We start from the raw sequence: 12,402 nt of genomic DNA, 5'->3' as shown, positions 1-12,402 counted from the left end.
TTCAGTGTCTCGCCACGCTCAGCCCTCCGCTCGCGGCCACGACCGCCAGCGCCCCGTCCTCGTCGGTCCGCAGCACCACGGCGCCGCCGGCCCGCAACGCAGCGACCGTGCTGGGCGCTGGATGCCCGTACGGGTTGTCCTCGCCGCACGAGATGAGGGCGAGCCGCGGCGCGACCCTGCGTATGAGGTCCGGGTCCTGGTAGGCCGAGCCATGGTGGGCCACCTTGAGTACGTCCACAGCTCCCAGCTCAGCGGCCGCCGGCGATCTCAACAGCGCCTGCTGAGACGGAGGTTCGAGATCGCCGAGCAGCAGCATCCTCAGCCCCGCCGACCGTACGAGCAGGGTGACACTGGCGTCGTTCGGGCCGTCCTGCGTGGATGCCGAGCTCGGCGGCGGCCACAGCACCTGCCAGTCGAGACCGCCCGTGCGCCGCCGCTCCCCCGACACAGCCCGCGTCACCGGGATGTGCCGTGCCGCGGCCTCCCGTCGCACGAACTCGGCCTGGTCCGGCGGCTCTTCGAGGCCGGTCGTCTCGATCGCACCCACCGAACGTCCGCGCAGCACGCCCGCCAGCCCCGCCACATGATCGGCATGGAAGTGCGTGAGTACGACGAGCGGAATGCGGGTGATGCCGAGCGCGCCCAGGCACCGGTCCACCAGTACCGGGTCCGGCCCGGCGTCCACCACCACAGCGGTACCGTCACCCGCAGCGAGCACCGTCGCGTCCCCCTGACCCACGTCGCACATCACCATCCGCCACCCGGGCGGCGGCCATCCTGTGATCACCCTGGTGAGCGGCGGCGGCTGCACCACGACCAACAGGAACAGCACCCCGCAGAAACCGGTCAGCCACGGATGTCTCAGGAGCCGTCGGCCGACGAACACCACGGCCACCACCGCAAGGGCGAGCAGCAGCGCCCCCGTCCAACTGCCCGGCCAGTCCACTCCCCCTCCGGGCAGCGCCGCCCCGGTACGAGCGATGTCCGCGATCCACTGGACGGGCCAACTCGCGGACCACGCCAAGGCCTTGGCGACGGGCATCGCGACCGAGGCCGTCGCCAGCGTCGCGAAGCCCAGCACCGTGGCCGGTGCGACCGCGAACTCCGCGAGCAGATTGCACGGCACCGCCACCAGACTCACCCGGGCCGAGAGGACCGCGACGACCGGCGCGCACACGGCCTGCGCCGCGCCGGCGGCGGCGAGCGCCTCGGCCAGGCGCGGCGGCACCCGACGCCTCTGGAGCGCCGCGCTCCACCTTGGCGCCAGGGTGAGCAGTGCACCGGTGGCCAGGACGGAGAGCACAAAGCCGTAGCTACGGGACAGCCAGGGGTCGTACAGCACCAGTAGCAGGACGGCCGTGGCCAGCGCGGGGATCAGCGATCTGCGGCGCCCGGTCGCAATGGCGAGCAGCGCGATCGATCCGCAGGCCGCGGCCCGCAGCACACTCGGGTCAGGGCGGCACACGATCACGAAGCCGAGGGTGAGCGCGCCGACGAACAACGCGGTGGCCCGTAGCGGTACACCGAGCCGCGGTGCGAGGCCGCGCCGCTCGGCACGCTGAGCGAGGCCGGGTGGTCCGATGAAGAGAGCGAGCAAGATCGTGAAGTTGCCGCCACTGACCGCCAGAAGGTGCGTGAGATCCGTCGCCTTGAACGCTTCGTCCAGCTCCGGTGTGACCCGTGACGTGTCACCCACGACCAGCCCCGGGAGCAGCGCCCGCGCGTCCGCGTCCAATCCGTCGGTCGCCTCCCGCAGGCCCTCGCGCAGCCCGCCTGCGAACCGCTGCGGGCCGGACGGCTCCCCCACGACCTCCGGTGGAGCACTCCCCCGCACCCGCAGGACCGCCGCGATCTCGTCCCCACCCGACAGGGCGGGCGCGAGCCGCGCGGCCACCCGCAACCGCGTGGACGGCAACAGCGCCAGCCAGGGCGAACGCTCCCCGGACAGCCGAGGCGAGCCCCTTGCCGAGCCGGCGTCGACGATCATCAGCACCGGAGTACGCGTCACCACGTCGGTGCCGTCCGCCCGCATCAGCCTCCGGATCTCGGCGTCGAGCAGCACTGCCGTCGGAGCCGCGTGATCTCCCTTGACCCGTGGCCGGGTGAGCCGTGGATCGGAGGTGACCTCGACCTCGACGGTCACCTGCGCGTACTGCTTCGCCAAGGCGGGAACGGGCCCTCGCCGCAGATCCGCCCCGTGCAACCCGGCAGAAGCAGCGGCCGCGGCGACACAGAGCAGCACGGCGGCAACAGACGCCCGCGGCCATATACGCGACCGTTCTCGCCGGAGCCCGTCGGCGAACGGGACCTTCTCCCGCCGTTCACCGAGTCGACGCACCTCCGCCCCTCCCGGAAGTCGCCGTAACTCCGCCCCTTCCCGGAGTCGACGGCCTTCCGGACCCTCCGGGAGCCGACGCACCTCCGCCGCCGCCCCGACTCGACGTCCGTGTCGGCCTTCGCCGAAGCGGAACCGTGGCCCCGCGGGCCCCGCCTCGCTGTCGCTGTGCACCCCCCTTCGTTCCGCAACCAACAGCGCCCCACCCACGACCAGGCAGACCACCGCCACGCCCGCGACCCACCCCGGCGGACCGCCAAGCGTCACCGCCGCCGTAATCCAGGCAGCCAGCGCGGGTGGCACGAGCCGTAAGTCCGCCGGCCCCTCCTCCCGGGGATTCGAGGCTCCCAGCCGCCTGCCCGAGGCAGCATGCACAGCCCGCCGGTTCGAGGCGCCGACATCAGGCTCACCGGCATCAGCACCACCCCGGGACCCCGCACCCGCACCAGCACCAGCACCAGCACCAGCACCAGCGGAGCGCGTAACCCTCTGCCCGTTCACGGCCGCACCAGATTCCGCAGATCGGCGAACCGGCGGTCTCCGATCCCGTTGACCTCACGAAGCTCGTCCACCGAGCGGAAGCCCCCGTTCTGAGTGCGGTAATCGACGATGTGCTGGGCCAGGACAGGGCCGACGCCCGGGAGGCCGTCGAGCTGCTCCACAGTGGCTGTGCTGAGTGAGACGGGAGCGGCGGGAACGCCACCGCCGCCGGATGCGACGCTGCCGGCCGCACCCGAGCCTGGTCCCCCGGCGAGCGCGGGCACACCGACGGCGACCTGTTCGCCGTCCACCAGGAGGCGAGCGCGGTTGAGTCCTTCGGTGTTCGTGCCCGGACGCACTCCGCCCGCGGCTCGCAGCGCGTCCTCCACGCGAGAACCGGCCGGCAGGCGTTGGAGCCCGGGACTGCGCACCTTGCCGCTGACATCCACCACGATCACGGTCCCGGCCGCACCGACCGGGCTGGAAGTCCCGACCGACGCGCCCGGCGCCAACTCCTGTTGCTGTCCTGCCGTTTCGCCAAACGGAGCCGCCGCCCGTACCACCTCGGGAGCCCGCACCGGCTGGGTCCGGCCGGCCCAGAAATGCTGCACGGCGAAGACCGCAGCAACGACGAGCAGAGCGGTAAGGGCGATCACGCTCCTGCGTTCAAGCCCGCATCTCGACTGCAACCACAACGGCATCCGCTCCCGCACAGCGGGCCCGACCCGATCCCGCCACGCCCCCGCCACCCCGCCGGGGCCAACGTCGCCACGCACACCCGCATCAACGGCCACCCCGTCACCTGAAGCATCACGGTCGACCGCCCACCTCACACGGGAGGATTCACGGTCTTCCGCGCCGCTCCCCTGCAAACCACCAGGGTCAACTGCCCTGCGCCTGCGGAGACCACCCTCGCCCCCGACTCCCCGTACCCCGGGCCCGGGCTCACCCTCACCCCGGTCCAAACCCCCACCGCCACGCCTCTGAATCCCCCACACATCAGCGACGCCCACCCCCACCGCGGTTCTCGCCCGCGGACTGTCCCCTACGTCCCAATCCCCCGCCCCCGGAGGCCGAATCCCGTGCCCGTGCCCGTGCCCATGCCCGTTCCCGAACTCCCGCCGCTCTCCAGCCCTTTCGGCAAAGAGCGCCTCCGCGCGCAGTCGGAGTGCCTCGGCCGAGGCCTCCCGGCGCCGTGCACGGCTTCGGGCACGATGGCGGTCATGGTGACGGCGATGGCGACTGCGGCCGTCGGAGACGGGCCCGCGGCCCGGGCCGCTGGTCGGAGTGGCTGCGTGTGAACGTGATCGAAGTGCCATGCGGCGAGGATCCAGCACCTCGGCAACTCCGCGATGATCTTGCTCAATTTCCGGGGACTACTGCCCAGTTGTGGATAACTCCTTCACCCACACGAGCTACACCCGCTGAACCCGCCACACCCGCCGACACCCACCGAACCCATTACACCCACCGCACCCACCGCACCCACCGCACCCACCGCCAGAAAACCCCACACACGCCCCTGGCCTCACCCTTCACCGGGGTGAGACAACCGCCCCCAGCAGCCCAGGCCCCGTGTGCGCACCGATCACCGCGCCGACCTCACTGACATGCAGATCCACGAGACCGGGCACCCTCGCCCGCAGCCGGTCCGCGAGAGCCGAGGCCCGATCGGGAGCGGCAAGGTGGTGGACGGCGATGTCGACCCGGGCGCTACCCGCGCGGTCGGCGACGATCTCCTCCAGGCGGGCGATGGCCTTGGACGCCGTCCGTACCTTCTCCAGGAGTTCGATACGACCGCCGTCCAGCTGCAACAGCGGCTTGACCGCGAGCGCGGAGCCCAGCAGCGCCTGCGCGGCTCCGATCCGGCCGCCGCGGCGCAGATAGTCGAGGGTGTCGACGTAGAAGTACGCGGAGGTACCCGCGGCTCGTTTCTCCGCGGCCGTGACGGCCTCGTCGATCGTGCCTCCCGCCTCCGCTGACTCCGCCGCGGCCAGCGCACAGAAGCCGAGCGCCATCGCGACCATCCCGGTGTCCACCACACGCACGGGTACCGGAGCCTCCCGCGCGGCGAGGACCGCGGCGTCGTACGTACCCGAGAACTCGGACGACAGATGGAGGGAGACAATGCCGGTGGCGCCCGACTCGGCGACCTTGCGGTAGGTCGCGGCGAATACTTCGGGGCTGGGCCGTGACGTGGTGACGGAGCGCCGCTTCTGCAACGCCAAGGCCAGGGAGCGGGCCGAGATCTCAGTGCCCTCTTCGAGGGCCCGGTCGCCGAGGACCACGGTCAGGGGCACCGCTGTGATGCCGTGGCGCTCCATCGTCCGGGGCGGCAGGTAGGCCGTTGAATCGGTGACGATCGCGACATGGCGGGACATGAGCTGGAGGTTACCTGCCGGGGCACGTGGTCGGCAGCCCGGCCCCTCCCACCTGCGGCTGGTGCGGCCGGATCAAGTCGTGCTCTCGGGGCGGGGCTTCTTCTGCCAGGGGTAGACGGGCCGCTGTCCGGGCGGGGTGATGGCGGGCCGTGTCGGCTCCTCGGCCGTGCGGGCTTCAGGACTGTCGGGCCAGGTCTGTCCGTCGGAGGAGGCCGCGTCCGGAGCCGGTGCTTCGGGCCAGGAAGCCGCAGGCTCCGGCTCGGTGGTCCAGTGCCGCAGCGCGCCGGCCTCGACGTCTATCTGCGCGCTCAGCGAGTCCAGGTCGTCGTCCGCGAACCGGTGGGCCCGGTCCCGCGCCGCCCAGCGCAGCGAGTCCGCCGAGTGTGTGATGCGCTCGGTGCGCTCGCGCAGTCCGGGCAGCAACGTGATGAGCGTGCGTCGGTCGGGCTCGCTCTCCAGGCGCTTGAGGTCGGCGTCCAGTTCGTGTCCGTGCACAGTGAGCCGGCCGAAGAGGCCCAGGGACTCCTTCAGGGACTCGTCCTCCGTCACGCCCGCGTGCAGCGCGTCCTGCGTGGCCCGCATGGAAGTGCGCAGCTTGAGGCGGAGCTGGGCCAGCTCGCCGACCGGGCCGGGCTGGGCGTAGGTCTTGGCGCGCAAGGTGGTGTCCTCCACGGTCCGTCGGGCCTGCGCGACGGTGCGGTCCACACCGCGCTTGGCGGCACCGACCACCTTGACCGTGGCATACACGCCCAGGCCCACGAACAGCACGAAGAGCAGGGCGATAACTGCGATCACGGCTTCCACCACGCTCCTCCTCCGGACAGGTCGCGGCAGTCGCCACGGCTCTCTTCAACGGTAAACGCTACGGGCAGACCCGGAGTTCCAGAAGAACCCCGAACCTGCCCGTAGGGGACTACCCCGACAGCCGCGCTCGAAGCGGGCGACTGCCGTCTTTCCGGGTTACGCCGGAACGATGTTCACCAGCTTCGGCGCCCGCACGATCACCTTGCGGATCCCCGCACCATCCAGCGCGGCGACGACCTTCTCGTCGGCCAGTGCCACCTTCTCCAGTTCCTCGTCGGAGATCGACGGGGAGACCTCCAGGCGCGCCTTGACCTTGCCCTTGATCTGCACGACGCAGGTCACGGCCTCGTCCACGACGTACGCCGGGTCGGCCACGGGGAAGTCCTGGTGGACGACCGAGTCGGTGTGGCCCAGCTTGCGCCACAGCTCTTCGGCGATGTGCGGGGCCAGCGGTGCGATCAGCAGCACCAGCGGCTCGGCGACCGTGCGCGGCACGGGGGCGCCCGCCTTGGTGAGGTAGTTGTTCAGCTCGGTGACCTTGGCGATGGCGGTGTTGAACCGCATGCCCTCCAGGTCCTGGCGTACGCCGTCGATGGCCTTGTGCAGGGCGCGCAGGGTGTCCTCGTCGGCCTCGGAGTCGACGACCGTGACCTCGCCGGAGACCTCGTCCACGACGTTGCGCCACAGCCGCTGCAGCAGCCGGTACTGGCCCACCACGGCGCGCGTGTCCCACGGCCGCGACACGTCCAGGGGGCCCATCGCCATCTCGTACAGGCGCAGCGTGTCCGCCCCGTACTCGGCGCAGATCTCGTCCGGAGTGACCGCGTTCTTCAGGGACTTGCCCATCTTGCCCAGCAGTCGGGAGACCTTTTCGCCCTGGTGGTAGTAGGCGCCGTCGCGCTCCTCCACCTCGGCGGCGGGCACCGCGATGCCCCGGCTGTCGCGGTACACGTAGGCCTGGATCATGCCCTGGTTGAACAGCTTGTGGAACGGTTCGGCCGAGGAGATGTGACCCAGGTCGAACAGCACCTTCGACCAGAAACGCGCGTACAGCAGGTGCAGCACGGCGTGTTCGGCGCCGCCGACGTACAGGTCGACGCCGCCGGTCGGCTGTCCCTCGCGCGGGCCCATCCAGTACTGCTCGATGGCCGGATCGACCAGCTTCTGGTCGTTGTGCGGGTCCAGATAGCGCAGCTCGTACCAGCAGGAACCGGCCCAGTTGGGCATGGTGTTGGTCTCGCGGCGGTAGCGCTGCGGACCACGGCCGTCACCCAGGTCCAGCGTGACGTCGACCCAGTCCTGGTTGCGGGACAGCGGGGTCTCCGGGGACGTGTTCGCGTCGTGCGGGTCGAAGGTGCGCGGCGAGTAGTCGTCGACCTCGGGCAGCTCCAGCGGCAGCATCGACTCGGGCAGCGGGTGGGCGATGCCGTCCTCGTCGTAGACGATCGGGAAGGGCTCTCCCCAGTAGCGCTGGCGGCTGAACAGCCAGTCACGCAGCCGGAAGTTGACCGTGCCCTCGCCGGTGCCCCGGGTCGCCAGCCACTCGGTGATGCGCGCCTTGGCCTCGACGACGCCCAGGCCGTCCAGTGAGATCTCTTCGTTGGTGGAGTTGATGATCTTCGCGTCGTAGGACACGAAGGCCTCGTCCCACGCGGAGGGGTCCGTGCCACGACCGTCTGTCGGCTCGACCACGCAGTTGATCGGCAGCTCAAAGGCGCGCGCGAACTCGAAGTCGCGGCCGTCGTGCGCAGGCACGGCCATGATCGCGCCGGTGCCGTAACCCATCAGGACATAGTCGGCGATGAACACCGGGACCTGTTCGCCGTTGACCGGGTTGGTCGCGTACGCGCCGATGAAGACACCGGTCTTGTCCTTGGCCTCGGCCTGGCGCTCGACGTCCGACTTGGAGGCGGCCTGCGCGCGGTACGCGGCGACGGCCTCGGCCGGGCTCGCGTGACCGCCGGTCCACACCTCGTGCGTGCCCTCGGGCCATGCGCCCGGGGTGAACTTCTCGACCAGCGGGTGCTCGGGCGCCAGCACCATGTAGGTCGCACCGAACAGGGTGTCCGGGCGCGTGGTGAAGACGGTGATGCGCTCGCCGTCGATCGGGAAGTCGACACGGGCGCCCTCGGAGCGGCCGATCCAGTTGCGCTGCTGCAGCTTGATGGCCTCGGGCCAGTCCAGTGCGTCCAGGTCTGCCAGCAGTCGGTCGGCGTACGCGGTGATGCGCATGTTCCACTGGCGCAGCTTGGCCTTGAAAACCGGGAAGTTGCCGCGCTCGGAGCGGCCGTCGGCGGTGACTTCCTCGTTGGCCAGTACGGTGCCCAGCCCTGGAGACCAGTTGACGGGCGCGTCGGAGGCGTACGCCAGGCGGTACTCGCTCAGGACGTCGGCGCGCTCGACGGCCGTCAGCTCGCTCCACACGCGCGCGTGGCCGTCAGTTGCCGGTACGGAACGCTCGCCGCTTTCGAACTGGGCGACCAGTTCGGCGATCGGGCGGGCCTTGTCCGCCTCGTCGTCGTACCAGGAGTTGAAGATCTGCAGGAAGATCCACTGGGTCCACTTGTAGTACTCCGGGTCGATCGTGGCGAACGACCGGCGCTTGTCGTGGCCCAGGCCCAGCGCGCGCAGCTGGGACTTCATGTTGTTGATGGCCGCCTCGGTGGTGATCCGAGGGTGCTCGCCCGTCGACACGGCGTGCTGCTCCGCGGGCAGTCCGAAGGCGTCGAAGCCCAGGGTGTGCAGGACGTTGTGGCCCGTCATGCGCTGGTACCGGGCAGTGACATCGGTGGCGATGTATCCCAGGGGGTGGCCGACGTGCAGGCCCGTACCGGAGGGGTACGGGAACATGTCCATGATGAACTTCTTGGGCTTGGCGACCAGCTCGGGGTCGCCCGCCAGGTCCCCGCTCGGGTTCGGGGCCTCGTACGTCCCCTCGGCGTCCCAGAAGTCCTGCCAGCGTGCCTCGATCTCAGCGGCCAGCGCGGCCGTGTAGCGGTGCGGCGCGGCCACCTCGGAGGCGGCAGCGGTATTCGTCTCGCTCATGATCCTCAAAGCTCCATCGATCGTCTCTGCCAGCGGCTCAGGAAATGAAAAAACCCCTCGCACAGGAGGGGACGCCGCGCCGATGCCGACCACGATTCGTCAGTGGCCGGGACTGGTCAGCGCGGCTCGCTAAGCAGAAGGCGTACGGCACGCATGGCGTCAGGGTACCGCAGCCTCCGCGTGGGCCGCGACGGGCTTCCGAGGACGAGCTGACACTCCGTGCCACCACACAAAATCGTCACAAAAAATTGAACCATGTTCAAATATTACTTCGCGTAACGGAACCTAAGGGACAACACAAGGGCCTCAGGACCCTTAGATAACAACGCAATAACTCAAACGTCGCACTCATAGGTATGGCTCGACTTAGAGTGCGGCTTCGGGACCGCTTCCCCGAACTGTTTGGGAGTAACCCCCATGACCCCACTTCGCAAGAACAGCTCGCTCCCTCAACCGGGCCGCTCGGCCTACGGGGCGCTGACGGCTGCCGCGCTGTTGCTCATACCCATGCTCGTGCTGGTCGGAGGTGACGGCCTGCGCGATTTCCTCAACTTCGGCGCCGGTGTGCTGTCGCTGGTCGCCCTCACCTGCTCCGTGGTGTGGGGAATCGTCGCCACCGACCGGCTGTTCCTCAACGCGCGCCAGCGGCTGATCGCGCAGGCCGTGCACCGAACGACCGCGGTGTCCTCGGTCGCCTTCCTCCTGTTGCACGTCTCGGTCAAACTGGTGCTGGACCACACCACACTGGTCGCCGCGGTGGTCCCCTTCGGGCTCGGCATCACGGGCACCAACGGGCTCATCGGCTTCGGCTCCCTGGCCGGCCTGCTCATGATCTTCACCGCCCTCACCGGCGCGCTGCGCAGCGCCTTCGCGTCGCCCGCGCCGGTCGCGGCACGCTGGCGCGCCGTGCACATGCTGGCGTACCCGGCCTGGTGCTCGGCCCTGGTGCACGGCCTGTACGCGGGGCGTCCCGCCGCGACCTACGTCACGGTGATGTACAGCCTCTGTCTGATCTTCGTCGCGGTCGCCCTGGCGTTGCGCTCGTCCTCCGGCCCCTTCAAGCGCGCCGTCGCCGAGCGGATCCTCGCGATCCTCGGAGAGAACAACCGCACCGGAGCCCGCCTCGCCCGCGAGGATCTGGAGGCATCCCGTGCCGCCGCCTCGGCCTCCTCGATGCCGGGCTTCGCCCCCCGGCCGCGGCAGTCCCCGGAGGACACGTACGCACCCCCTCGGCGCATGGCGTCCCCCGCACAGCCGTACGAGGCCCCGTACGACCCGAACACGGCCACCGGAACCAACGGCTTCGCGGCCGCCTACCGTGCCGTGCAGGGCAGCACGCCCGCCGGAAACCTGCCGGCCCCCGACCCGGCCGAGCGCTTCCAGGCGCCCATGGACATGCAGCCCACGGAGATGTTCCAACGCGACAACGGGAGCACGTCGGGCACCTGGCCCGTTCCGTCCCCGCCGCCCGTCGGCGCCGCGCCTCCGTCCGCGTACGACCCGCTCAACGACACGGGTTACAACATCCCCGTCTATGACAATTCGGCCACCAACGTGTACGGGACAAGTGATGTGTACGACACCGGTGAGTCGAATCAGGCCTCCGGCACGTACAACGCCAACGACACGTACGACAGCGGTCCCACGACTGAAGTACTGCCGGGCGCCTTCGATGCTCCTGGCTCCGGTGAACCATGGAACGCCCCTTCCGGAGGCTTTAAGTGAACGAGGCCCTGCCCGACGTCCCGGAAGTCCGCGTCGTCGGACTTCCGCAGCTCACGTCGGGTTTTGACCTGGTTGAACGACTTGACCTCCCGATGCACCTCAAAGTGCACGGGCCGCTCGAACCCATGGGCGGCGAGCAACTCGCGGGCCTCGCCGAAGCGATCTCCCTGAAGGGCCGCGGCGGCGCGGGCTTCCCCTTCGCCAAGAAACTGCGCTCCGTCGCGGAATCGGCCATCAAGAAGGGCATCCGCCCGGTGGTCGTCGTCAACGGCAGTGAGGACGAACCCGCCTGTCGCAAGGACACGGTGCTCATCAACCGTGCCCCGCACCTCATCCTGGACGGCGCACTGCTGGCCGCGGAGGCCATGGGCGCCCGAACCCTCGTGATCGGCGTGACCCGTGAGTCCACCCAGCGGTCCATGGAGGCCGCGCTGGCCGAGCGCGGGCTGAGCAACCGGCGCGGATCGCCCCTACGCGCGCGCGTGCAGCGCAATCCGGTGCGCATGGTGACCGGGGCTGCCGCATCGCTCATCCGCTCCATCGACGGCGGCCCGGCCATCCCGCCCGGCCGCAAGGTCAGCGCCTCACAGACCGGCGTCGGCGGCGCGCCCACACTGCTGTCCAACGCCGAGACGTTCGCCCAACTGGCCATCGCCGCCCGCATCGGACCCGACCGCTACCGCAACACCGGCCTGTACGACGAGCCCGGCACCGTCATGCTGACCGTCTCCGGCGCCGTCGCCCGCCCCATGGTGATCGAGGTCCCGACGGGAGTGCCGCTGCGCTACGTGCTTCAGCTCGCGGGCGCCCCGCCCATGCCGCAGGGCGTGCTGACCGGCGGATACCACGGCAAGTGGCTGGACGCGGCGACCGTCAACGAGGCGATCGTCTCGCGCAACTCCCTTGACGCGGTGGGCGGTGCGCTCGGCGCCGGCGCGATTCTGCCGATCACCCAGCAGACCTGCCCGCTCGGGGAGTCGCTGCGCGTGGCCCAGTGGCTTGCCGAGGAGAGCGCGGGCCAGTGCGGTCCCTGCTACCTCGGCCTGCCCGCGGCAGCCCGCGGCCTCGAGGACATCCTCAACGGCGGCGGCCCGGCAGCTCTTGAGGCCGTGAAGCAGGTCGCCAAGGCCGTGAAGCGGCGCGGCGCGTGCTCGCACCCGGACGGCTCCGCGATGTTCATCGAGTCGACGCTCAAGGCCTTCACCGACGACCTCGCCGCGCATGTCCTCGGCAACGGCTGTGGAAGGCCCGTGGAGGGCGTTCTGCCGCTCTTCGAGGGCGGCCAGACCCCGACGGGCATCCCGGGCGGCCAGAACCAGCTGGAGGCGGGTCCCCCCCGCCAGAAGATCTACGTCGACTGGACGCTGTGCCGCGGCCACGGCCTGTGCGCGGACATCCTTCCGGAGGTCTTCGAACTGGGCGCCGACGGCTTCCCCACCGTCGCGCAGGCGTCGGTGCCCCGGTATGCGGAGGCGAAGGCCCTGCGCGCCGTACGCCGCTGCCCGGCGCTGGCGCTGCGCCTGGAGGAGGACACCCGGTCCTCCGCTCCGGCGCGCAACAACCTGCCCGTGCTCTCCCAGGGACGCGGCCGCCGGGCGCTCGGCAGCGGTCGCTGAACGCGAAGAAGCGGGC

Annotated in this window: 7 protein-coding genes; 2 read left to right on the top strand and 5 right to left on the bottom strand. The window is 70.5% G+C overall.

The features are described 5' to 3' along the window. Nucleotide 1: 1 nt before the first annotated feature. The 5 genes from ACFYPC_RS07575 to leuS all read right to left on the bottom strand — a co-directional run bounded on the left by ACFYPC_RS07575 (nucleotide 2) and on the right by leuS (nucleotide 9,045). Nucleotides 2-2,710: a ComEC/Rec2 family competence protein gene (locus ACFYPC_RS07575; protein ID WP_388672343.1), complete on the bottom strand. Its 2,709-nt coding sequence runs from the start codon at nucleotides 2,708-2,710 to the stop codon at nucleotides 2-4. A 122-nt stretch (nucleotides 2,711-2,832) separates the two neighbouring features. After that, complete coding sequence (locus ACFYPC_RS07570) at nucleotides 2,833-3,978, bottom strand: helix-hairpin-helix domain-containing protein (protein ID WP_388673376.1); 1,146 nt, start codon at nucleotides 3,976-3,978, stop codon at nucleotides 2,833-2,835. A gap of 372 nt (nucleotides 3,979-4,350) precedes the next feature. Further along, complete coding sequence (locus ACFYPC_RS07565; protein ID WP_388672340.1) at nucleotides 4,351-5,196, bottom strand: DegV family protein; 846 nt, start codon at nucleotides 5,194-5,196, stop codon at nucleotides 4,351-4,353. Between the two features lie 72 nt (nucleotides 5,197-5,268). Then, entirely contained in the window at nucleotides 5,269-6,000 is a 732-nt protein-coding gene (locus ACFYPC_RS07560; RefSeq protein WP_388672337.1) for a hypothetical protein, read from the bottom strand. Between the two features lie 156 nt (nucleotides 6,001-6,156). Then, entirely contained in the window at nucleotides 6,157-9,045 is a 2,889-nt protein-coding gene (gene leuS, locus ACFYPC_RS07555; protein WP_388672334.1) for a leucine--tRNA ligase, read from the bottom strand. Between the two features lie 417 nt (nucleotides 9,046-9,462). Here leuS and ACFYPC_RS07550 point away from each other — a divergent pair, with 417 nt between their 5' ends. Both ACFYPC_RS07550 and ACFYPC_RS07545 read left to right on the top strand, forming a co-directional pair. Beyond that, a complete protein-coding gene (locus tag ACFYPC_RS07550) occupies nucleotides 9,463-10,770 on the top strand; it encodes a cytochrome b/b6 domain-containing protein (protein WP_388672331.1) in 1,308 nt (435 codons plus the stop codon). Beyond that, entirely contained in the window at nucleotides 10,767-12,386 is a 1,620-nt protein-coding gene (locus ACFYPC_RS07545; protein ID WP_388672328.1) for an NADH-ubiquinone oxidoreductase-F iron-sulfur binding region domain-containing protein, read from the top strand. Before ACFYPC_RS07550 ends, ACFYPC_RS07545 begins: the two co-directional genes overlap by 4 nt. Nucleotides 12,387-12,402 lie beyond the last annotated feature (16 nt).

This window comes from Streptomyces sp. NPDC005808 (genome assembly GCF_042871385.1).
In the GTDB taxonomy this organism is placed as follows: Bacteria; Actinomycetota; Actinomycetes; order Streptomycetales; family Streptomycetaceae; genus Streptomyces.
Note: the sequence above shows the minus strand (reverse complement) of the source record. Positions and strands in the feature narration are given on the sequence as shown.